The sequence below is a fragment of the Brachybacterium phenoliresistens genome (genome assembly GCF_039530785.1).
GTDB classification, from domain to species: domain Bacteria; phylum Actinomycetota; class Actinomycetes; order Actinomycetales; family Dermabacteraceae; genus Brachybacterium; species Brachybacterium phenoliresistens.
This window is the reverse complement of sequence record NZ_BAAAOW010000002.1, coordinates 32,003-53,078: the sequence shown is the minus strand read 5'-3', so window position 1 is coordinate 53,078 and position 21,076 is coordinate 32,003. Positions and strand designations below refer to the sequence as shown.

Here is a 21,076-nt window from a genome sequence, read left to right as displayed (position 1 = left end):
AACGACGCACGGCCCGTCCCGAGGAATCCCTCGGGACGGGCCGTGCGCCGTGCCGGCGGACCGGTCAGAGCATGCAGCTCACGCAGCCCTCGACCTCGGTGCCCTCGATCGCCATCTGCCGCAGGCGGATGTAGTAGAGGGTCTTGATGCCCTTGCGCCAGGCGTAGATCTGCGCCTTGTTGACGTCGCGGGTGGTCGCGGTGTCCGGGAAGAACAGCGTCAGCGACAGGCCCTGGTCCACGTGCTGGGTGGCCTCGGCGTAGGTGTCGATGATCTTCTCGTAGCCGATCTCGTACGCGTCCTGGTAGTACTCCAGGTTGTCGTTGTCCATGAACGGCGCCGGGTAGTAGACGCGGCCGATCTTCCCCTCCTTGCGGATCTCGATCTTGGAGACGATCGGGTGGATCGAGGAGGTGGAGTTGTTGATGTAGCTGATCGAGCCGGTCGGCGGCACCGCCTGGAGGTACGCGTTGTACATGCCGTACGTCTTGACGTCCTCGCGCAGCTGCGCCCAGTCCTGCTGGGTCGGGACGTGCACGGAGGACTTCGCGAACAGCTCGCGGACCTTCTCGGTGCGCGGCTCCCAGACGCGGTCGGTGTACTTGTCGAAGAACTCGCCGGTGCCGTACTTGGAGTTCTCGAAGTCGTAGAAGGACTCGCCGCGCTCCCGGGCGATGTGCATCGACGCCTTGATGGCGTGGTACGTCACCGCATAGAAGTAGATGTTCGTGAAGTCCAGGCCCTCGTCGGAGCCGTAGTGGACCCGCTCGCGGGCGAGGTAGCCGTGCAGGTTCATCTGCCCCAGGCCGATGGCGTGGGACTTGCGGTTGCCCTCGGCGATGGTGGGCACCGAGGAGATGTCCGAGGTGTCCGAGACGGCCGTCAGCGCACGGATCGAGGTCTCGATGGTCTGCGCGAAGTCCGGCGAGTCCATGGCCAGGGCGATGTTCAGCGAGCCCAGGTTGCAGGAGATGTCACGGCCCAGCGTGTCGTAGCTGAGGTCCGCGTTCATCGTCGACGGGGTCGCGACCTGCAGGATCTCGGAGCACAGGTTCGAGTGGGTGACCTTGCCGGGGATGTTGTTGGCCCGGTTCACCGTGTCCTCGAACATGATGTACGGGTAGCCGGACTCGAACTGGATCTCGGCGAGGGTCTGGAAGAACTCGCGCGCCTTGATCTTCTTCTTGGCGATGCGCGGGTTGTCGACCATCTCCCGGTAGACCTCGGAGACGTTCACGTCCGCGAAGGGCTTGCCGTACTCGCGCTCGACGTCGTACGGGGAGAACAGGTACATCGGCTCGTTGTTCTTGGCGAGCTCGAAGGTGATGTCCGGGATCACGACGCCGAGCGAGAGGGTCTTGATGCGGATCTTCTCGTCCGCGTTCTCGCGCTTGGTGTCCAGGAACCGCAGGATGTCGGGGTGGTGCGCGTTGAGGTACACCGCGCCGGCGCCCTGGCGCGCGCCCAGCTGGTTGGCGTAGGAGAAGGAGTCCTCGAGCAGCTTCATCACGGGGATGACGCCGCTGGACTGGTTCTCGATCTGCTTGATCGGCGCGCCGTACTCGCGCAGGTTGCTCAGCAGCAGGGCGACGCCGCCGCCGCGCTTGGACAGCTGCAGGGCCGAGTTGATGCCGCGGCCGATCGACTCCATGTCGTCCTCGATGCGCAGCAGGAAGCACGAGACGAGCTCGCCGCGCTGGGCCTTGCCGGCGTTGAGGAAGGTGGGGGTGGCGGGCTGGAAGCGGCCGTCGAGGATCTCGTCCACGAGGTTGCGGGCGAGGGTCTCGTCCCCGCGGGCCAGGGTCAGGGCGACCATCACGACGCGGTCCTCGAAGCGCTCGAGATAGCGCTTGCCGTCGAACGTCTTGAGCGTGTACGAGGTGTAGTACTTGAAGGCGCCCAGGAAGGTCGGGAAGCGGAACTTCTTGGCGAAGGCCTGCTCCGACAGCGACTTCACGAACTCGAAGTCGTACTGCTCCAGGACCTCGGCCTCGTAGTACTCGTTCTCGACGAGGTAGTCGAGCTTCTCCCGCAGGGAGTGGAAGAAGACGGTGTTGGGGTTCACGTGCTGCAGGAAGTACTCCCGCGCGGCGAGGCGATCCTTCTCGAACTGGATCTTCCCGTCCGTCCCGTACAGGTTCAGCATCGCGTTGAGCGCGTGGTAGTCCTGGGCCTTGTGGTGCTCCACGGAAGGCATCTCCGTCAGTGTCGCCAAAACTCTTCCAATCCTCTGGTGACCTGCTGGACGTCGCGTCGCGTGCCCAGCAGCTCGAATCTGTACATGTGTGGGACGTGGCACTTCGCGGCGACGATGTCCCCGGCGATGCAGTAGGAGTCGCCGAAGTTCGTGTTCCCGCCGCTGATCACGCCCCGGATCAGGCGACGGTTGCGTTCGTCGTTGAGGAACTTGATGACCTGCTTGGGGACCGCGCCGCGCCCGTCTCCCCCGCCGTAGGTGGGGGTCATGAGGATGAACTCCTCGTCCATGACGAGGGGCTCCTCCGTGGGCCGGAGCGGGATCCGATGCGCCGGGACACCCAGCTTCTCGACGAAGCGCTTGGTGTTCTCGGACACGGAGGAGAAGTAGACCAGAGTGCCCATGGCCACCCTTCCTGCGTGCTGCGTCCGTACGGCGGCGTCATGCCGGGCCGTCGTGCGGGTCCCTGCCTGGTGCGGTGCGCCGGGCCGGACGGTCTCCCGCACGGCCCGGCACGGTGGTCAGATCGCGGCGGCGCTGCGGCCCGCGGAGGCCGTGGCGGAGGTCGCCAGCGCCTTGATCTTGTCCGGGCGGAACCCGGACCAGTGGTCGGTGCCGGTGATGACGACGGGCGCCTGGACGTAGCCCAGCGACTTCACGCGGGCCAGGGCCTCGGCGTCCTCGGTGATGTCCACGACGTCGTACGCGATCCCGGCCTTGTTCAGGGCGCGCTTGGTGGCATCGCACTGGACGCACAGGGGCTTCGAGTACACGGTGATATCCATCGGGGACCTCTCTCGGAAGTGCTGCTCTCGGGGAGCGGGACGAACGGTGATGCGGGACGTTCTGGGGGCTCTGTCGTGGTGGGCGATCGCTGCGTCTCCCCTGGTCCGTGGCCGTGCCACCGGTGCTCCGGCGGGCGTGGGGCCTGGGGCGGATCCAGGATCTCGGTGCGATCACCGCGACGTCTCCAACACTACACCTAGGGGTCGACGGGTGGGGGCACCACAAGATGTACTGAACTACACGAATGTTATCCACAGTCGGGCTGGGGACGGCTGTGGAGAACTCGGCCCCGTTGGGGACAGTCGCGCCCCGTCCGCGCGAACGCGGTGGACAGCGGTGTGCACAGCGTCCGCGAGGGGCGGGCCGATGGTGGACGGGCGGGCGCGGGACGCCGTCCGGAAGCGTCGGACACGGCACAGAAAATCTCGGATTCGCCGCGTGTCGTCGGCGTGTCGCCGCCGCGGGACAGGAGCCGGGGCACGGGGGCCGAGGCGGGCCGCCGCCGACAGGGGGCCGGGGCGGGCCGCCGCCGGCACGCGAAGGACCCCGCTCCCCGGTGAGGGGGGCGGGGGCCGGTCGGTCTCGGCGAGAGCGCCGCCGCAGCGGCGGGGTCAGGCTCGCCCGGGGTCGCTCTCCTGCGGGCGGGCGTGCTCCTGCTCGGCGGCCTGATCCTGCTCGGTGCGTCCGTCCGGCGCACCCTCCTGCGCGGACCGGGACGATCCCGCGGGCGGCTCGGTCGGCTCGACGGGGCCGGCGGGATCGGAGGGGTCGACAGGATCGGGGGCAGGGCCGCCGTCCTGGCGCCCGCCGTTCCAGGCGTCCACGTCGTCGACGGCCCGTGCGGGATCCACGGGGTCGGGCCCGGAGGATGCCGGTTCGGACGGCTGCGGATCGGCGGCGGCGATCCAGCGGCCGGCCGGCGGCGCGGCCGTCGGCAGCGACGCGGTCGGCGTGCTCGACTCCCGCAGGTCCGGGAGGACCTCGGTGACCTGATCGCGCACCGGCGGCTCGGCGACCGGGTTCTCGACCGTGTCGGCGTCGGGCTCCTGCTCCCCCGCCGCCCCCGCGACGGGGGCGGCATCGGCCGCGACATCAGCATCAGCATCAGCAGAGGATCCGCCGACGCCGGACGGCTCGGCGGTCTCGGCACCGCGCGGTCCGCCCTCGGCGGCCGCGGGCACGGCCGCCGCGGGTCCGTCGCGCTCGCTCTCGGCGGGCTCGATGCCCGCAGCGGCGGGCTGCTCCGCCCCGGCCCCGTCGGACGCAGCGGCCGCGGGCGCAGCATCGTCGGACGTCGCGTCCTCGGACGCCGCCTCCCCGGCCTCGTTCTCGTCGGCCTCGTTCTCGTCGGCCTCGTTCTCGTCGGCCTCGTTCTCCTCGGCCTCGACCTCCTCGGGCTCGAGGGATCGCCCATCGGCCGTGACGATCCGGTCGAGGATCTCGTGCATCAGCGCGAGCTCCGCGAGAGCCTCGGGGATGCCGGACCCGGGGTCCTCACCCTTGGTGACGAAGGCGTAGAAGTCCTCCCACATCGCCTCGGCCGAGCCGAGGTCGGAGACCACGGTCGTCGCGGTGACGCTCCCGGCGTTCTTCTCCCGCAGGGTCACGGTGGAGCGGCGGTCCGCGAAGGAGGGCGGGGCGAGGTCGACCTCGACGCGGCGCCGCGCCGAGAGCAGCCGCACCCGCTCGGAGTACTCCGGCGCGAAGGGCAGGTAGTGCCAGACCAGGCGGACCGGGGCGCCGGACTCGAGCTCGCCGAGGATCTCGATCGAGCCGGGGATCACGCCGCGGGGCCAGTGGCGCACCGCGAGGATCTCGGTCATCGGCCCGTAGGCCTTCTGGAGGACGGCCATCTGGTGGGCCACGCCCGTGAGCAGACCCTTGACGTACAGATCGCGGTCGCGCTGGGTGGCGCCCTCGCCGGTGCCGGCCACGACCGCCTCCTGCAGCGCGGTGCGACGCTGGGCGCGCACCTCGCTGGGCAGGTCGTAGGCGGAGGTCGTCACGTGGGCATGGGAATAGAGCGGCTGGCTCGCCGGCATCAGCACTTCGTAGTCGATCATCCGCAGGTCCTTGCGGGCGATGTGCCCGGACATCGCGGCGACCGCGTCGTCATGCTGCTGCGGGTAGGCCAGCACCACCAGGCGGCGGCCGGTCATCCGCTCGAAGTCGGCCAGGGTGCGCAGCTCCGCCTCGGAGAACGCCACCGGCGGCTCGACGAGGACGGGGATGCCGCGGCGCACGATCGTGAGCACGTCCTCGACGTGCAGGCCGTCCGTGGCCAGGACGACCATGTCGATCCCGACCGTCTTGGCGCGCACGGCGGCGATCAGATCGCCCACGCTCTCGTAGCGCGCCTCCTCGGGGATGCCCCAGGCCTCGGACGCCTCGCGACGGCGTCGCGGGGAATGGTCCACGAGCGCCTCGACCGAGAACCGGTCCCAGCGGCGGCGCAGCACGGGCAGGTGCACCGCCTGAGCCATCGTCCCGGCACCGATCACGGCGACGCGGAGGACCTTGGGCATGTGTCCACTCCTTCGGCAGAACGGGGTGCGGCCGGCCGATCCTGGCTGCGGCGCTGTTCTACCATACGGCCCTGGCACGACCCGGCGCGGACCGTCCCGCCGCGGTATCCTCGACCGTCCGTCCATCCGTCCCGCGACGCTCAGCGCCCGTCCTCGGAGGTTCTCCTTGGCCACGTCCTTCTACCACCTGGTGCGGGGCTTCGTCGCCCCGGCGACCAAGCTCTACCTGCGACCTCGGGTCACCGGGCTGGAGAACGTCCCGGAGGACGGCGCCTTCCTCATCGCCTCGAACCACCTGGCGCTGCTGGACAGCTTCATCATCCCGGTGGTGTGCCCGCGCGGCATGCGCTTCATCGCCAAGGACGAGTACTGGCATCGCAGGGGCCCCATCGGCTGGATCCAGAAGAGCTTCTTCCAGGCGATCGGCACGGTCCCGGTGGACCGCGACACCCTCGTCTCCAAGCAGGGCGCGCTCAAGGCGGCGCTGGAGATCCTGCAGGGGGGCGACGGCTTCGCCATCTATCCCGAGGGCACGAGGTCGCGGGACGGCCGCCTGTACAAGGGGCGCCAGGGGGCGGCATGGCTGGCGATGGAGGCGGACTGCCCCGTCATCCCCGTGGGGCTCAAGGGCACCGACACCGTCATGCAGAAGGGCCGCCTGCTGCCCGCCCGCCGCACCCTCACGCTGCGCTTCGGCACGCCGATCCGCCCGGCGGACATCGACCCCTCGCTGCCCGGAGGCGTGCGCCGGCGCATGCTCAACGACCGGATCATGGACGAGATCGCCGAGCTCAGCGGCCAGGAACGGGCCGATGAGCTGAACAAGCACTCCTCCCGCGACATCTAGGGCGCGGGCTCGCCCTCCCGCCCCGTGCCCGGGTGGACGAGCATCCCCGCGCAGACCGTAGGATCGGGGCACAGCAGCGCATCAGGAGGAGGTCGCCATGGCCGTCGTGGTCGGATTCATCCCCACCCCCGTGGGCTTCGCGGCCCTGGAGGCCGCCCAGCGGGAGGCGGAGCGCCGCGGCGGACCGCTCATCATCGTCAACGTCGTGCGCGACGGCATGCAGGGGGACCCCCGCCACGCGGACCAGGGCCAGCTCGAACGCGCCCAGGACATGGTGCGCCGCGCCTCCGTGCGCATCGCCGTGCGCCAGGAGCACACCGACGACGACATCTCCGACGTCCTGCTCCAGGTCGTCGAGGAGGAGAAGGCGGAGCTGCTGGTGCTGGGCATCCGCCGCGAGCGGGACATGGCCAGCCACCTGCTGGGCGTCACCGTGCAGAAGCTGCTGACCTCCTCCCCCAGCGACGTCCTCGTCGTCTGATCCCGCACGAGCCCTCACGACGCAGCGCCCCGGTCACGATCGTGACCGGGGCGCTGTCTCGTGCGCGGGGCGTCAGGCCTGCGCGCGGTACGCCTTCTCGATGTTCTCGCCGGTCTCCTGGTCGATGTTCTTCCAGTACTCGAAGACACGGGAGAGCACGGGCTCGACGACGCCGCCGAGGCTGCCGACGACCGTCTGGACGAGGCGGGCGCGCTCGTCCTCACCCATCACCTCGCGCACCAGGGTGTGCGCCTGGCCGAAGTCGTCGTCCTCGGCGTGGAGGGTGTAGGCCGCGCGGACCAGCGCGCCATCGGCCTCCCAGCCGTTGTCGACCGGGCCCTGGGTGTCCTGGTAGGCGCGACCGAAGGAGTTCGGGGCGTACACCGGAGCGTCGCCGCTGTGGGAGAACTCCATCGACCCCTCCTTGCCGTAGGAGTTCGTCGCCACGACCGGACGGTTCACCGGCAGCTGGTTGAAGTTCGTGCCCAGGCGGTTGCGCTGCGCGTCCGGGTAGGAGAACACGCGGGCCAGCAGCATCTTGTCCGGGGAGACCCCGGTGCCGGGCACGGTGTTGGACGGGCTGAACGCGGCCTGCTCGATCTGCGCGAAGTGGTTCACCGGGTTCTGGTTCAGCACGAAGCGGCCCACGGGGATGCGCGGGTAGTCCTTCTTGGACCAGGTCTTCGTGAGATCGAAGGGGTTGAAGCGGTACGCCTTCGCCTCCTCGTACGGCATGACCTGGACCTCGACGCGCCAGGCCGGGAACTCGCCGCGCCGGATCGCCTCGAACAGATCGCGGCGGTGGTACTCGGCGTCGGTGCCCGCCAGCTCGGTGGCCTCCTCGTTGCTGAGGAACTCCATGCCCTGCTCGGTGAGGAAGTGGTACTTCACGAAGAACTTCTCGCCGTCCTCGTTCACCCACATGTAGGTGTGCGAGGAGTAGCCGTTCATGTGGCGCCAGGTCTTGGGCAGGCCGCGGTCGCCCATGAGGTAGGAGACCTGGTGGGCCGACTCCGGCGAGAGGGTCCAGAAGTCCCACTGCATGTTCGCGTCGCGCAGGCCCGAGTCCGGGGTCCGCTTCTGGGAGTGGATGAAGTCGGGGAACTTCATCGGGTCGCGCAGGAAGAAGATCGGCGTGTTGTTGCCGACGATGTCGAAGTTGCCGTCCTCGGTGTAGAACTTCAGCGCGAAGCCGCGCACGTCGCGCCAGGTGTCGGGCGAGCCCAGCTCGCCGGCGACGGTGGAGAAGCGCAGCAGCAGCGGGGTCTTCGCGCCCTTCTGGAACAGCTTCGCCTTGGTGTACTGCGAGACGTCCTCGGTGACCTCGAGCTCGCCGAAGGCGCCGGAGCCCTTGGCGTGCGGGCTGCGCTCCGGGATCCGCTCGCGGTCGAAGCGTGCGAGCTTCTCGACGAGGGCGACGTCATGCAGCATCAGGGGGCCGTCGGCCCCGACGCTCAGCGAATGCGCGTCGGACTCGCGCGGAGCGCCGCTCTCCGTGGTGGACGGGATCGAGGGGTCGAACGTGGTCATGCTTCCTCCTGGATGCGAACGGGGGGTGGAGAACCTGGGGGCCGCCGGCCGGCCGAGGGGACCGCCGGGCGGCAGGGTGCGGGCCGAGGGGACGGCCCGGGTCGGGGCGTACGGATGGGGGTCATGTCCCGGCGGGGACATGGGCCTGCGCCGCGCGGCACTCGGGGCACACGCCCCGGTACAGCACCTCCGCCACCTCGAGCTCGAAGCCGTGCTGCGAGTGCGGGTGGAGGCAGGGAGCCTCGCCCACCGCGCAGGGGACGTCCTCGAGCCGGCCGCAGACGCGGCAGATGAGGTGGTGGTGGTTGTCGTGGCGATGCAGCTCGTAGACGGCGCGACGGCCGTCGGCGTCCACGCGGCGCAGCAGCTCGACCTCGGTCAGAGCGCGCAGCACGTCGTAGACGGCCTGGTGGGACACGGAGCCGAGGCGCTCGCGGACGGCGGAGGCGATGACGTCCGCGTCCGCGTGCTGGTGCTCGGCGACCACCGCGAGCGTCGCGACCCGCGGGGCGGTCACGCGCAGACCCGCGTCGCGCAGCGCGGCGACGGGGTCGAGCGAGGGGTGGTCGTGGTGGCTCACGGGACTCACCCTATCGCGTGTTCTGGAGAAGTTCCAGAAAAGGATCCAGTCAAATCACGGGCGCGCTGCGCCGCCGACATCCCTCCCCGGCGGCGCAGGCGCGGTCACCGGTGGATCACCGGCGGTTGTCCACGCAGATGAAGGGCAGGCGCGGAGCGATCTGGCACCAGCCCTCGATCCGCTGGGTCTCGACGTCCCCCGAACCTCCGAGCCCGGTGTCGGCGACGGCGCCGACCGGGAGCATCGCGAGGCCGAGGACCGCGGCCGCCGCGAAGCCGCGGCCGACGACCCGCCGGAGGGACGGGGTGATGGTGCGTACTGCGGTCCGAGTCATGGCAGTCTCCTGAGAGGTGAGTGGTGGGTGTGCCCGGAGCCACAGCGTACGTCCGCACCGGTACTCTTGGCCCGTGCCCTTCCGGAAGTCGTCGCTGCTCGATCGCCTGGACACAGGAGTCCGGGAGGCGCGGCGCGCCCTTCCCGCCATATCGGTCGCCCTCCTGCTGCTGCTCCTCACCGCCCCGGGCGCCTGGCGTCACCCCGATCCGGGCTCGATGGTCCTGTGGGTGCTCATGAGCACCGCCGGCGGCCTCGCTCTGCTCCACCCCCTCCCGGCGGCCCTCGCCCTGGGCGGCGTGCTCACCCTGGCGGTGTCCGTGCCGACGGTGTACATCGGGCTGGGGGTGTTCGCCTCGATCGTGGCCTTCACCTCCTGCGTGGCCCGCTGCCGCCCGCTGACCAGCATCCTCATCGGCCTCTGGTACGCCGCGATCCTCATCGCGGCGACCGTCTCCCTGGCCCAGAGCGCCGCCGACGTCGCCGTCGGCGCGAGCATCTGGGTGATCCTCCTGCTCGCGGCCGCGACCATCGGGGTGGTGATCCGGACCCTCGGCCTGCGGCTGGGCGAATCCCGCCGCGCCCGGGTGCAGGACCTCGCCGCGCAGCGCCGCGCGCTCTCGCGCGAGCTGCACGACACCGCGATCCGGGCGACGACCGAGGTCGTCATGATCGCCGAGCAGGCCCGCCTGCGGGACCAGCCGGACCCGGCCACCGATCTCGACCTGGGACGCATCAGCGCCGCGGCCCGCGCCGCCACCGAGGACCTGCGCGCCGCCATGGAGGCTCTGCGTCGCAGCGAGGAGGGCGAGGACGCGGGCGAGGTCGCCGGCGACGTCCCCGGCGCCACGCTGCTGGAGTCCGCCCAGAAGCGCCTGACCCAGGCCGGCTTCACCGTCAACACCGACGTCGAGGGCGAGCGCGACGTCCCCGGGCCGCTGGTGCCGGTGCTGTCCCTGTGCCTGGGCGAGCTGGCGGCGAACGTGGTCCGGCACGGCGACCCGCAGCACCCGGTCGCCCTCATGCTCGAGACCTCGGCCGCCGGCGTCGACGTCGTCGTCGTGAACCGGCGCGCCACGACGGCGCCGAACGTCCCCTCGGGCGGCAGCGGGCTGATCGGGGCGCGCGAGAGGCTCGCAGGCGTCGGCGGCACGGTCGAGACCCGCACCGACGGCGGCTCCTTCATGGCGCGCATGACCGCGCCCCATCCGATCCAGTCGAGCACCCAGGGGGGCCGATGGGCATCCAGGTCCTGATCTGCGACGACGACCCGATCGTCCGCGACGCGCTGGCCGGCTACCTGCGCGCGGCCCCGGAGATGGAGGTCGATGCGCACGCCGGCACCGCCGAGGAGGCCCTCGCGGCCCTCGCCGAGCAGGTCCCCGACGTCGTGCTGATGGATCTGGCGATGCCCGGGATGGGCGGCATCGCGGGCGCCCTCGAGATCCGCGCCGCATATCCCCAGGTGGCCGTCCTCCTGCTGACCACCTTCGGGACCGATGATCAGGTGCGCGAGGCGCTCGCGGCGGGCGCCGCGGGCTTCCTGCTGAAGTCCGCCTCCGCCGCGTCGCTCGTCGCGGCCGTGCAGGCCGCCGCCGCCGGCGCCGGGGTCGTCATCACCCCGGAGGTGGCGGCGGCGCTGGCCGGAGGGCGCCGACCGGCCCCGGCCTCGAGCCTGCACACCGGCGATCGGCCGGCGAGCGGCGAGCACGGGGCCGCCGGGGATGCGGAGGACGCGCAGGAGGACCGGGCGGGGATGCCCGCCGCTCCGACGGACGCGGCACCGGCCCCCACCTCGCCGGTCGACGCCGGCTCCGGGCCGGGCGAGGCCGCGGCGCTCTCCCTGGGTCTGACCGACCGCGAGCTGGAGGTGCTGCACCTGCTGTGCCGGGCCGATACGAACACCCAGATCGCGAACCAGCTGGTGCTCTCCGAGTCCACCGTGAAGAAGCACGTCACCTCGTTGATGGCGAAGCTGGGGTGCACCTCCCGGCTGCAGATCGCGGTCCGCGCCTTCGAGCTGGGGCTCGCCGAGCCGCCGGTGCCGCGCAGCTGAGCCCGCATCTGCGCGACCCCTGCCTCCACGTCCCGGCGTCGGCGGGAGGGCGGGACGAGGGGCCCACGGCCGAGGCCTTGGCACCTCGGGAACGGGGCAGGGGTGTACCCAGGTACCAGAGATAGGCCCGAGCGGCCGCCGAGAACGGGACCTGGGGTCGTTCCGCCGATGATCCGGCGCCCGTAAGTTTGTCGTCGTAGAGCTCCCCTGCAGGCGGTCTCCGTCGAGCTGGTCTGGTCCCCAGCCGTTCTCCTCCCGCAGCAGGGGTCGAGCCTCCGGGCTCGTTCGTCTGCTGGACCTGGTGCTCGGTTCTCCCCCACCCCCCTGAACTGAGCACTGGGTCCGGCCTACGATCCTCACCGCGCCGGGCCCTCGAGGCCCGGGCGCGGCGTCGCGGGGGCGCAGCACCGATCCGAGCAAGATCCCCGAAGAACAGGCCGGGCCCGAGAGGGTCCGGCCTGTTCTTGCGTGAGCAGCCGCGCGGCCGCAGGCGCCGCGGCCTAGATGCCCAGAGCCACCTGCCCCGCGATGCCCGGCTGTGCCCCGGGACGGTCCCCCGCGCGACCGGCGCGACCGGGGGCCTCCTCCCCGCGGGCCTGCCGAGCAGGCTCGACGTCCGCCAGAGGGCCGTCGTCGAGAGCGATGGTCTCGTAGATGTCCGGGTCGCAGTCATGGCCTTCAGGGACCGACGGATCGGGGACGTACACCTGTCGGCACGTCCCGCAGCGCAAGGTTCCCCCATCCCCGGATTCCGTCATACCGGCACGCTACGGCGCCCCGAACCGACCTGCCGGTCGAAGACAGATGTCCGTGATGGAGCTGTAACACGCGGTGCGAGGTGCCCCACTGCGGGCGCGGCTCACCCCGGATATAGCGCTGCTGGCGACGCACCTGCACGGCCGCGCAACGATCGCATATCGAAGACGGGCACAGCGCCCTGCGCGGACGCCGACGGGCGGAATACTGCTGGACGGAGGTCTCGCCGGTCCTCGCGTGGCTGCGCACGTGGGGCACACCAACGCGGCGTTCACCCGGGCGAAGTACGGGGACACGAGGACGACGCCCACGGAGGCGGGCAACGTGCTCTCGGAGGTGCGCGCCGGACGCTAAGTCGCCAGGAAAGTCGCCACAACGGGAACAGGCCCCGACCTGCGCCTCGTCCCCAAGGGGGCGTAAGCACTGGTCAGGACCCGTTTTCTGGAGCCGCCTGGGGGAATCGAACCCCCGACCTATTCATTACGAGTGAATCGCTCTGCCGACTGAGCTAAGGCGGCCTGCCCGGACGCTGTGCACCGGACCGGACCACTCTACGAGACCTGCATGTCAGGCGCAAAACCGGGGCGTGAGGAGTAGGTCACCCCGCCTCCCCCGGCCCCCGGGGCGGACCCGGGGCCGGACGGGGCGCACCTCAGGAGCAGGTCAGGCCCTCCTCCGGGGCGGTGCCGCTGAGCAGGTAGGCGTCCACGGCGGCCTCCACGCAGCCGCCGGAGCGGCCGTAGGCGGTGTGCCCCTCGCCCTCGTAGGTGATGAGGGTCGAGTTCTCCAGCTGCTCGTCCAGGCCCACGGCCCAGTCATAGGGCGTCGCGGGGTCGCCCCTCGTGCCGATCACGACGATCAGGTCGCTGCCCGCGGCGGAGATCGGCGCAGGCTCGCGCACCGGCTTCGCCGGCCACAGGTCGCACATGGTCTGGCTGAAGCCGAAGCCGGGGCCCCAGGTCGGGAACTCCTCGGCGACCGCCGCGGCCTCGTCGATCTGCCACTGCTGATCGGCCACGCCCACATGGTCCAGGCAGTTCACGGCGGTGATCGCGAAGGTGCCGTTGCCGCTGTACGTGCCGTCGTCCTCGCGGTCCGCGCTGAGATCGGCGAGGAACAGCAGGGTGGAGCCGTCACCGGTCATCGCCGCGTTCAGGGCCTGCACGCCGAGCGGCCAGTTCTCGTCGTTGTACAGCACGACCAGCAGGCCGCTGCGCGCGAGGGCCCCGGTCAGGGGGCGGTTCGGATCGTCGGTCTGCAGCGGCTGGGCGTCGACGGAGTCGAAGAAGGCCCGCAGCTGCTCCTTGCCGTCCTCGACCGATCCGGTCAGCGGGCAGCCGTCGGAGCCCTGGGACAGGCAGCTCTCGACGAATGCGCTGGTCGCCTCCTCGAACCCTTCGGCCTGGCCGCGGGTGATGTCATCGGCCGTCAGGCGCGGGTCGAGCGCGCCGTCGAGCACGAAGCGCCCGGTGCGCTCGGGGTACATCTCCGCATAGGTCGCGCCGAGGTAGGTGCCGTAGGAGTAGCCCACGTAGTCGAGCTTCTCCGAGCCGACGGCGCTGCGCAGCACGTCGAGGTCGCGCGCGGCGGAGTAGGTGTCGAGGTAGGGCAGGAGGTCCCCGGAGTTCTTCTCGCAGGCGGCGCTGAGCTCGGTGAACGCGTCCTCGGCGGCCTGGAGCCCTTCCGGATCGGCCAGGTCGAAGGTCTCGGCGCGGTAGGCGTCGGTCTCGGCATCGTCCAGGCAGGTGATGCCGGCCGAGCGGGAGACGCCGCGGGGGTCGAAGCCGACGATGTCGTAGGCGCCGCGGACCTCCTCGCTGAACAGGGTCTGCGCAGATCCCGCCACGAAGTCGACGCCGGAACCGCCCGGGCCGCCCGGGTTGGTCAGCAGCGAGCCCTGCTTCTGTCCGGTCGCCGGCAGCCGGGTCACGGCGATCTGCAGGTCACCGGCGCTCGGGTCGTTCCAGACCTTCGGCACCGTGACCGTGCCGCATTCGAGAGAGGCCGGGCCGTCGACGGAGTCGTCGCACGGGGCCCAGGCGACCTGCTGGGAGTAGTAGGCCGCGTAGGCGGCGTCGCCGGCCGGGTCCTGCGGGAGCTCCGCCGCGGCGGAGGTCCCGGTCTCGGCCAGCGGAGGCGTGGCCTCGCCCTCGACATTCGTGCCGTCGCCGGCGGCGGGTGCGGTGGTCTGCTCGTCCCCTCCCCCGCCGATCCCGATCCGATCCAGCGGCCCGCAGCCGGCGACCACGAGCAGCACCGCCGCCGCCGTCGCCAGGTATCGCATCGCGCGGGGCGCCCGTCCGTGTCGCACGTCGTGCATTCCTGCCCTCTCGTCGTCCCTCGGCTCGACTCATCGTACGGGGTGGACCCCTCGCCGAGAGGACGGCAGATGCTCGCCCCAGGGAGGGGGTGCGCGCGTGCGGCCAGGTCTTAGGCTGGGCCGGTGCACGGCGAACGCGAACCCTCCTCATCCCCGGCCCGGCGTCCGCGCGCAGCCGGGGAGGGGGCGACGGCGGCCCTGGTCCCCCGCGGCGGGGTGATGCCCGCGCGCCGCTGGTGGATCGAGGCGCTGATGCTGGTGTGCGGCGCCGCGGAGGGCGTCTTCGGGCTGCTGCTCACGAGCGAGCCCTGGCGGTGGGTGGGCGCGGCCCTGGGGATGGCGCTGGTCGCGACCCTGCTGCTGCGGCATCGGCGCTGGCGCTGGCTGCTGCCGCTGCTGCTGGCCCTGAACGCCCTGGCGACCTCGTTCACCGTGATGGTGGTGGCCGTCTACGGATTCGCCACCCGCAGCTCGTCCCGCGTGCTCATCGCGCTGGTCACGCTGTTGGGCGCGGTCGCCACGGCGCTGCCGCCGCTGGTGCTCAGCCGCGAGCCGGGGACGGTCGTCTTCGTCATCCTGCTGGTGCTGATGACGCTCACCTCGGCGGTGCTGGGCATGTACACCTCGGCACGACGGGAGCTGCTGGACCAGCTGCGCGCCCGTGCCGAGCAGGCCGAGCACGGCCGCGCCGTCGCCGAGGAGCAGGCCCGCCGCGCCGAGCGCACCCGCATCGCCCGGGAGATGCACGACATCGTCGCCCACAAGATCTCGCTGATCGCCCTCCAGGCGGGCGCGCTCGAGGTCAACCAGAACCTGGACCAGGCGCAGGTCGCCGCCGCGGCAGGGCTGATGCGGCGTTCGGCGGCCGATGCCCTCACCGAGCTGCGCCAGGTCCTCGGCGTGCTGCGCGGCACGGAGGAATCCGCGCCGCTGGCGCCGCAGCCCACCTGGGAGGACGTGCGGCGCCTGGTCACCACCAGCCAGGAGGCCGGGATCCGGGTGGAGCTGTACGACTTCATCGACGCCCCCGTGCCGGATCCGCTGGCGCGCACCGCCTACCGGGTGGTGCAGGAGGGGCTGACGAACATCCACAAGCACGCCCGGCACACCAAGGCCCGCGTGGCCCTGATCGGCGAGCCCGGTGACGAGCTGATCGTCGAGGTGAGTAACCTGCTTCCCAGGGGGTTCACCACCGACCTGCCCGGGGCGCGGATGGGGCTGTCCGGGATCGAGACCCGGGTCAGCCATGCGGGAGGGACCATCACCGCAGGCCCCACCTCCGATGGTCGATTCGAAGTGAAGGCGGTTATTCCATGGCCAGCGCAGACTCCGTGACACGGATCGGCCTGATCGACGACGACTCCCTGGTCCGGGCGGGCCTGGCGATGATCCTCGGCGCCGATCCGCAGATCGAGGTCGTCGGGGAGGGATCCGACGGCAGCGATGCGGTGCCGCTGGTGCAGAAGCATCGGCCCGATGTGCTGCTGATGGACGTGCGCATGCCGACGATGGACGGCCTGACCGCCACCCAGGCCGTCACGGCCCTGCCCGGGGCCCCCAAGATCATCATGCTCACCACCTTCGACCTGGACGAGTACGTGTTCCAGGCGCTCGAGGCGGGGGCCAGCGGCTTCCTGCTCAAGGACACGCCACCCCAGGACCTGATCCGTGCGGTGCGGGTGGTGGCCGGCGGGGACGCGATGCTGTCCCCCGGGGTGACGCGCCGCATGCTCTCCCACTTCTCGCACGCGAACCCGGGCGCCCGCCCCGAGCGGCACCCGGGGCTGGAGCTGCTCACCGAGCGGGAGACGGAGGTCCTCGGCGCCGTCGGGGCGGGGCTGTCCAACGCCCAGATCGGGGCGCGGCTCTACATGAGCGAGGCGACGGTGAAGGCGCACGTCTCGAAGATCTTCGCGAAGCTGGACTGCACCAACCGGGTGCAGATCGCGATCATCGCCCATGAGGCGGGGCTCTCGGACATCGACGAGCATCCCGTCTGATCCGTCGGCGGGCGCGCGCCCGGGCAGGGCGCGCGGCGATCGTCGCGGCGGGAGATCCGGCGGGGTGGGGCGGCCTCGCGGGGCTGCGGCCTCGACGGGCCGCCGCGTCGCGCACCCGGGAACGACGAAGGCCCCGGAACGTGTGTTCCGGGGCCTTCGCACTGGGCGACCCTGACCGGGCTTGAACCGGCGACCTCCGCCGTGACAGGGCGGCACTCTAACCAACTGAGCTACAGGGCCATTCTCTTCGTCATCCGCACTTCCGTGCCGCTGACAGAGAAAACTCTACCGGACGTTCGGGGCCGCTCGTGCCACTTTTACTGTGAGCCGCCTCGCATCGCGCGAGGCCACCGCCCTGCACCCCCGGATCCGGGCATCCGACAGGCCCTCTGCCCGCCGGCGCCGTTGCCGCCCCGGCAGGACTCGGCCCATGGGGCCCGCTCCCCCGCACCGGTGGGTCCGGCGCTCCCGGGAGACGGCACGCAGACTCCCCGAGCTCGGCGCGGCGGCTCCCGGGACGCTCCGCGAGGCGACCGCCCTCCGCAGCAGCGGGCCGCCCCCTCCGGCAGGCGCAGTACGGCGCGCACGGTCCGGCGGGCATCGTGCGGCGGGCATCGTGCGGCGGGCATCGTGCGGCAGGCACGGTCCGGCGGGCATCGTGCGGCAGGCACTGCCCCGTGGGCCGGGTCGTGCCGGCACGGAATGTCGCGTGCACCTCAGGGAGCCCGGCGCTGCCGCGGGCGCTGCCCGGTGACCTGTACCATTGCCGTGCGCCCCCATCGTCTAGCGGCCTAGGACACTGGCCTTTCACGCCGGCGACACGGGTTCGAATCCCGTTGGGGGTACCGCTGACCTGCGGGGGCGCTGATCGAGGGCCGGGTCGCCCCGCCTCCGATCGGCGCCCCGCAGGTCCACCCGCGACCAGGCGCTCCGCCCCGCAGCTGCGCAGATCGCCGTCGCACCCAGCACCCCTTTCCCTCGGGACGACTCCCCCGGGCCCCCTGCGCGTGCAGGTCAGGGCCGGAGGCGCATGGTCCTCGCAGCCGCCGCGCGCCGATCCCTGCTGTTCCCTGCCGGGCCTGGTTGGCTGGACCCATGGTGGAGATCAGCCGCGCAGAGTTCGAGGAGGCCGTCGATGACGCCCTCGACTCCCTTCCCGACGAGGTCGCCCGCGCGATCGCCCAGGCCAACGTCGCCATCCTGGTCGAGGAGGAGCCGCGGCATCGCGGCGGCGGCGAGGAGCTGCTGGGTCTGTACGAGGGGATCCCGCTGGACCAGCGCAGCACCTTCGACGGGTTCCGGGAGCCGGATCGGATCTGGATCTTCCGCGGCCCGCTACAGCGCATGTCCGCCAGCCGAGAGCAGCTCGTGGAGGAGATCGCGGTGACCGTGCTGCACGAGCTCGGACACCTCTTCGGCATCGACGACGCCCGGCTGCACGAGCTCGGGTGGGGGTGAACCCCCGCGCGACCGGCGGCTCCGCGGGCGTTCGCGTGTCGTGCCTCTCATCGGCCCGCGCCGATTGGATGCCGGAGCGCAGGCCCTGCTAATCTGATCTCCGGTCACCGCGGTGACCACGGCTCTGTAGCTCAGTTGGTAGAGCGTTCGACTGAAAATCGAAAGGTCACCGGATCGACGCCGGTCGGAGCCACCAAGCGAAACCCCTGCTGACGCGGGGGTTTTTGCGTACTCGGACATGGTGCACGCCACCTGCCGGATACATGGCTTCTCTCGCCATGATCGCGAACGCCCGTCGCCCAGGTGGTGCTGCTGCCGCGGCCCTCACCTGGCCGGTACGCCGTCACGTCGTCACGCCTCTCGGACAGGCCGATGGGTCGGGCGAGGTCCGAGGCATCGAGGGCTCCCCCGCCTGGATCGATGGAGATCGGTTCGGTGCCTGCTCTTCGGTGCATCGCCCGGCTTCGTCACCTCCGCCACGAGGCGTCCATTCCTGTGGGACTGGGAGACCGGGCCACGTCGATCACCCTTTCGTTCAGGATGATGTCGAGGGGCGTGAGAGGGGCAGCTCATCCGAGATGGCGCCCGGTGCAGGCCAACGCCTGGCAGGTCGACCGGCACGGCCCATCAGGCACGTGGGCGGGGTCGACCAGGACGAGCCCGACGTCGACGCGGAGGTGCATGATCCGGTCGAGCGAGGCACGGGTGTCGGTCCTGGTGGACTCGGACCCAGCCCAGCCATTCCGCGTCAGCAGACCTCGAGACCGATGGAGAGCGGCGACGCGTTCGGAGCCGAGAGACCGGTCGAGGTCGCGCGCCCAGGAACGGTCCCTCCCCCGTCAGGTCGCTCTTCTTCAGTGGTCGCGACGCTCGGCGTAGTCGAGGTGTTCTTGCTCGGGCAGGAGGTTCCCGAGACCGGGGTTCTTCGACTGAACGGCGACGCGCCAGAGACGAAGCACCGTGACGTCGTGCAGCGCGGTGTCGAGATCGACGCGCAGGCGTTCGTTCTCGGCCTTGAGCACGTCGATACCGAGCAGACGGTGGATGAGATTCAACATTGCGAGCCTCCATGCAGAATTCGAGAAGCCGAGGTGTTCGGCATATCGACAGGGAATGATGCCGCGGGAGTCGACGACGGCGCGGCCGCCATCGTGGAGTCCGGTCAAGCCCGCCCCTGGCAGCAGAGAGGAAATCGCTCGAAGGGCGCGAGGCCGGTGGGTGGCCATGACCACCGAGCACCGGTCACCCATCCTGGTCGAGGGCGGCGTCGATTCGTTGCGCGATCCTGGCTTCGTGAACGGCGGCGAGAGACTCGTCCCGCTCCCGGATCCGCAGTTCGCCGGGCGTTTCGGCCCGCCCCTGCCACACGCCCTCGCTGCGAGCACGTGCGGCCTCACGACGGATCACTGCATCCAGCAGCTCGGCTCGGAGTCCGAGCACGTGCGCGCTCTCGCCCGCACCGATCCCCTCCCGCAGGGCAGACAGGATGTCCAGCGACTCCCGCATCAACACCAGGACTCCCCACGAACAGGCGCGGCGGGAGTGATGCTCTCGACGTGCCGGAGAAATCGCCCCCGAGCGGCGCGGTCACGGCTCCTCCACGACGCGAGGGTCAGATCCTTGAGGCCAGCCGGCCCCGCGATATCCGGAACGGCGCCTGCAGGGACCGTCGCCGAGTTCAGCCCGCACTGACCGACGGGGCCCTCATGGATCAGATCACCAGTCCGCTGAGGCGCGCCCCCAGCGGTCGCCTTCCGGGGAACTTCAGGGTCGACGCCGTCACCCTTCGCGATGCTCGGGACGACCTTGCATATGTCGGGATCGACGTTCGTTGCGAGCCTGGGTGCCATCTCCGTAAACCTTCCTTCTTTCGGCGACATCGACGCCACCGACCTTTCTCAAGATATGCCACTGCGCGACACTTGTAAAGCCCTGAGCCGACTGCATCCATTTGTTTTCCACTCGCAAGTGTGTTATTGTAGAATAGAATGCTGACGGAAATCCTTGCATCGCAGGGAACCAGAGAGAGGGCTGCGCAGACCGCAACGTGCACGCCGCCATTCCCCTCGGAACTCGCCGCAGAGTCGGCGGAGAATGTTGCGCGCCAGGCAGACACCGCGCCCGCTGCTGCGGACGTCCTGTGGTGGCTCCGATCGGCATCGATCCGGTGACCGTTCAGGATCGGACCGGGCCGCTCCGGTGCTCGGCCCGGGAGCCCCGGCGGCTCACGGCGCGATCACGGCCAGCACCCGGTGCAGCGCGGGGTGCGACGCGTCGCGACGCCACAGGGCCTGGAGCTCGACGACCTCCTCCTGGAGATCCTCGACGGGGCGGAACACCACGCCGGGCACGGCGATGGACCGTGCGGACTCCGGGACGAAGGCGATGCCGTGACCGGCCGCGACGAGGTGGATCATCGTCATGATCTGGCTCAGCGAGTGCTGGACGAGCTGGTGGTCGATGTCGAAGTGCTTGACGACGACGTCGTAGAAGTACTGCGCGGTGGTCGCCGAGTGCAGGATCAGCTTCTGCCCGGCGATGTCCGCACGGACCGGGCGGTGCTCCGGATCGGCCAGCGGGTGCGTGGACGGCAGGGCCAGCACCAGCCGCTCGCTGAGGAGGAGACGCCGGGCGATCCCCTCGGGAGCCGTCCGCGTCCGCCCCAGTCCGAGGTCGATGCGCTCCTCCTCGAGCGCCTGCAGCTGCTGGGAGGTCACCATCTCGACGAGCTCGATCGAGATCTCGGGCTCTGCGTCGCGGATCCGCGACAGCAGGGGGCCCAGCAGGGACAACCCGCTGGCCGCGGTGAAGCCGATCGTGACCGTGCCGCGGGTGCCCGCGGCCGCCTGCCGGGCCCCCTCGGGCGCGCGCTCGGCCAGGGCCAGGAGCTTGCGCGACTCCCCCAGGAACTGCTGCCCCGCCGGGGTGAGACGGACCCGCCGGTTGTCGCGGGCGAGGAGCTCGGCCCCGACCGCGCGCTCGAGCTTCTGGATCTGGCGGCTCAGCGGCGGCTGGGTCATGTTCAGCTCCGCGGCGGCGCGACCGAAGTGCAGGTGCTCGGCGACGGCGACGAAGCACCGCACCTGGTCGAGGGTGTACACGGCGGCTCCATGCAGTCGGAGTATCGATGCTGTCCGGTGAGTGCCGTGAGACTATCACCGGCTGCGGAGCGCCCCCGTGGCGGGCCGCGGCGACCCCTCGGGCCGC

Annotated in this window: 18 protein-coding genes and 4 tRNA genes; 9 read left to right on the top strand and 13 right to left on the bottom strand. The window is 71.0% G+C overall.

Going from position 1 to position 21,076, the window contains the following annotated elements; genetic code table 11:
- Positions 1-64: 64 nt before the first annotated feature.
- From nrdE to ABD234_RS04560, 4 genes are all read right to left on the bottom strand, one after another.
- On the bottom strand, positions 65-2,197 hold the full coding sequence (gene nrdE, locus ABD234_RS04575; protein ID WP_344354310.1) for a class 1b ribonucleoside-diphosphate reductase subunit alpha: 2,133 nt from the start codon (positions 2,195-2,197) through the stop codon (positions 65-67).
- 5 nt (positions 2,198-2,202) lie between these two features.
- On the bottom strand, positions 2,203-2,601 hold the full coding sequence (gene nrdI, locus ABD234_RS04570) for a class Ib ribonucleoside-diphosphate reductase assembly flavoprotein NrdI (RefSeq protein ID WP_038372313.1): 399 nt from the start codon (positions 2,599-2,601) through the stop codon (positions 2,203-2,205).
- A 117-nt stretch (positions 2,602-2,718) separates the two neighbouring features.
- The gene (gene nrdH / locus ABD234_RS04565) at positions 2,719-2,982 is read right to left on the bottom strand and encodes a glutaredoxin-like protein NrdH (protein WP_038372312.1); all 264 of its coding nucleotides are present in this window, start codon (positions 2,980-2,982) and stop codon (positions 2,719-2,721) included.
- A 612-nt stretch (positions 2,983-3,594) separates the two neighbouring features.
- On the bottom strand, positions 3,595-5,508 hold the full coding sequence (locus ABD234_RS04560) for a Gfo/Idh/MocA family oxidoreductase (RefSeq protein WP_344354308.1): 1,914 nt from the start codon (positions 5,506-5,508) through the stop codon (positions 3,595-3,597).
- 166 nt (positions 5,509-5,674) lie between these two features.
- On the opposite strand from ABD234_RS04560, the gene ABD234_RS04555 reads away from it, so the two are divergent.
- Both ABD234_RS04555 and ABD234_RS04550 read left to right on the top strand, forming a co-directional pair.
- Positions 5,675-6,355, top strand: a complete 681-nt coding sequence (locus ABD234_RS04555) for a lysophospholipid acyltransferase family protein (protein WP_038372311.1) — start codon at positions 5,675-5,677, stop codon at positions 6,353-6,355.
- Between the two features lie 97 nt (positions 6,356-6,452).
- On the top strand, positions 6,453-6,836 hold the full coding sequence (locus tag ABD234_RS04550; RefSeq protein ID WP_038372309.1) for a universal stress protein: 384 nt from the start codon (positions 6,453-6,455) through the stop codon (positions 6,834-6,836).
- Positions 6,837-6,908: 72 nt separating this feature from the next.
- On the opposite strand, the gene ABD234_RS04545 is transcribed toward ABD234_RS04550, so the two are convergent.
- The 3 genes from ABD234_RS04545 to ABD234_RS04535 form a co-directional block, all read right to left on the bottom strand.
- Positions 6,909-8,366 (bottom strand): catalase, encoded by a 1,458-nt coding sequence (locus ABD234_RS04545; RefSeq protein ID WP_038372308.1) that lies wholly within the window; start codon positions 8,364-8,366, stop codon positions 6,909-6,911.
- 121 nt (positions 8,367-8,487) lie between these two features.
- Positions 8,488-8,946 carry a Fur family transcriptional regulator gene (locus tag ABD234_RS04540; protein ID WP_344354305.1) on the bottom strand — a complete coding sequence of 153 codons (459 nt, stop codon included), beginning with the start codon at positions 8,944-8,946 and terminating at the stop codon, positions 8,488-8,490.
- A gap of 115 nt (positions 8,947-9,061) precedes the next feature.
- Positions 9,062-9,280: a hypothetical protein gene (locus ABD234_RS04535; RefSeq protein WP_038372305.1), complete on the bottom strand. Its 219-nt coding sequence runs from the start codon at positions 9,278-9,280 to the stop codon at positions 9,062-9,064.
- Positions 9,281-9,353: 73 nt separating this feature from the next.
- Here ABD234_RS04535 and ABD234_RS04530 point away from each other — a divergent pair, with 73 nt between their 5' ends.
- A complete protein-coding gene (locus ABD234_RS04530) occupies positions 9,354-10,535 on the top strand; it encodes a sensor histidine kinase (RefSeq protein ID WP_344354304.1) in 1,182 nt (393 codons plus the stop codon).
- Positions 10,517-11,335: a response regulator gene (locus ABD234_RS04525; RefSeq protein ID WP_344354302.1), complete on the top strand. Its 819-nt coding sequence runs from the start codon at positions 10,517-10,519 to the stop codon at positions 11,333-11,335. The genes ABD234_RS04530 and ABD234_RS04525 overlap by 19 nt, the downstream gene beginning before the upstream one ends.
- Before the next feature lie 1,198 nt (positions 11,336-12,533).
- Here ABD234_RS04525 and ABD234_RS04520 read toward each other — a convergent pair.
- Positions 12,534-12,609 (bottom strand) — tRNA-Thr (locus ABD234_RS04520).
- 134 nt (positions 12,610-12,743) lie between these two features.
- Entirely contained in the window at positions 12,744-14,411 is a 1,668-nt protein-coding gene (locus ABD234_RS04515) for an alpha/beta hydrolase (RefSeq protein ID WP_344354301.1), read from the bottom strand.
- Positions 14,412-14,630: 219 nt separating this feature from the next.
- Between ABD234_RS04515 and ABD234_RS04510 the strand changes: the two genes are divergently transcribed.
- Positions 14,631-15,746, top strand: coding sequence for a histidine kinase (locus ABD234_RS04510; protein WP_038372538.1), 1,116 nt, complete (start codon positions 14,631-14,633; stop codon positions 15,744-15,746).
- Positions 15,725-16,411, top strand: a complete 687-nt coding sequence (locus tag ABD234_RS04505; protein WP_084148432.1) for a response regulator — start codon at positions 15,725-15,727, stop codon at positions 16,409-16,411. Before ABD234_RS04510 ends, ABD234_RS04505 begins: the two co-directional genes overlap by 22 nt.
- Positions 16,412-16,577: 166 nt before the next feature.
- Here the strand turns inward: ABD234_RS04505 and ABD234_RS04500 are convergent.
- Positions 16,578-16,651: transfer RNA gene (locus ABD234_RS04500), tRNA-Asp, on the bottom strand.
- A 532-nt stretch (positions 16,652-17,183) separates the two neighbouring features.
- On the opposite strand from ABD234_RS04500, the gene ABD234_RS04495 reads away from it, so the two are divergent.
- From ABD234_RS04495 to ABD234_RS04485, 3 genes are all read left to right on the top strand, one after another.
- Positions 17,184-17,256, top strand: a tRNA-Glu gene (locus ABD234_RS04495).
- A 250-nt stretch (positions 17,257-17,506) separates the two neighbouring features.
- On the top strand, positions 17,507-17,869 hold the full coding sequence (locus ABD234_RS04490) for a metallopeptidase family protein (protein ID WP_038372299.1): 363 nt from the start codon (positions 17,507-17,509) through the stop codon (positions 17,867-17,869).
- A gap of 120 nt (positions 17,870-17,989) precedes the next feature.
- Positions 17,990-18,065: transfer RNA gene (locus ABD234_RS04485), tRNA-Phe, on the top strand.
- A gap of 658 nt (positions 18,066-18,723) precedes the next feature.
- Here the strand turns inward: ABD234_RS04485 and ABD234_RS04480 are convergent.
- The 3 genes from ABD234_RS04480 to ABD234_RS04470 all read right to left on the bottom strand — a co-directional run bounded on the left by ABD234_RS04480 (position 18,724) and on the right by ABD234_RS04470 (position 20,970).
- A complete protein-coding gene (locus ABD234_RS04480; RefSeq protein WP_156954115.1) occupies positions 18,724-19,035 on the bottom strand; it encodes a hypothetical protein in 312 nt (103 codons plus the stop codon).
- Positions 19,036-19,111: 76 nt separating this feature from the next.
- A complete protein-coding gene (locus tag ABD234_RS04475; protein ID WP_156954114.1) occupies positions 19,112-19,375 on the bottom strand; it encodes a hypothetical protein in 264 nt (87 codons plus the stop codon).
- Positions 19,376-20,094: 719 nt separating this feature from the next.
- Entirely contained in the window at positions 20,095-20,970 is an 876-nt protein-coding gene (locus ABD234_RS04470; protein WP_038372296.1) for a LysR family transcriptional regulator, read from the bottom strand.
- Positions 20,971-21,076: the final 106 nt, after the last annotated feature.

What these genes read in the sequence shown, in the direction of transcription:
- nrdE (WP_344354310.1), bottom strand. Translation starts at nt 2,197, where the DNA reads ATGCCTTCCGTGGAGCACCACAAGGCCCAGGACTACCACGCGCTCAAC.
- nrdI (WP_038372313.1), bottom strand. Translation starts at nt 2,601, where the DNA reads ATGGGCACTCTGGTCTACTTCTCCTCCGTGTCCGAGAACACCAAGCGC.
- nrdH (WP_038372312.1), bottom strand. Translation starts at nt 2,982, where the DNA reads ATGGATATCACCGTGTACTCGAAGCCCCTGTGCGTCCAGTGCGATGCC.
- ABD234_RS04560 (WP_344354308.1), bottom strand. Translation starts at nt 5,508, where the DNA reads ATGCCCAAGGTCCTCCGCGTCGCCGTGATCGGTGCCGGGACGATGGCT.
- ABD234_RS04550 (WP_038372309.1), top strand. Translation starts at nt 6,453, where the DNA reads ATGGCCGTCGTGGTCGGATTCATCCCCACCCCCGTGGGCTTCGCGGCC.
- ABD234_RS04545 (WP_038372308.1), bottom strand. Translation starts at nt 8,366, where the DNA reads ATGACCACGTTCGACCCCTCGATCCCGTCCACCACGGAGAGCGGCGCT.
- ABD234_RS04535 (WP_038372305.1), bottom strand. Translation starts at nt 9,280, where the DNA reads ATGACTCGGACCGCAGTACGCACCATCACCCCGTCCCTCCGGCGGGTC.
- ABD234_RS04525 (WP_344354302.1), top strand. Translation starts at nt 10,517, where the DNA reads ATGGGCATCCAGGTCCTGATCTGCGACGACGACCCGATCGTCCGCGAC.
- ABD234_RS04515 (WP_344354301.1), bottom strand. Translation starts at nt 14,411, where the DNA reads ATGCACGACGTGCGACACGGACGGGCGCCCCGCGCGATGCGATACCTG.
- ABD234_RS04510 (WP_038372538.1), top strand. Translation starts at nt 14,631, where the DNA reads ATGCCCGCGCGCCGCTGGTGGATCGAGGCGCTGATGCTGGTGTGCGGC.
- ABD234_RS04505 (WP_084148432.1), top strand. Translation starts at nt 15,725, where the DNA reads ATGGCCAGCGCAGACTCCGTGACACGGATCGGCCTGATCGACGACGAC.
- ABD234_RS04490 (WP_038372299.1), top strand. Translation starts at nt 17,507, where the DNA reads ATGGTGGAGATCAGCCGCGCAGAGTTCGAGGAGGCCGTCGATGACGCC.
- ABD234_RS04475 (WP_156954114.1), bottom strand. Translation starts at nt 19,375, where the DNA reads ATGCGGGAGTCGCTGGACATCCTGTCTGCCCTGCGGGAGGGGATCGGT.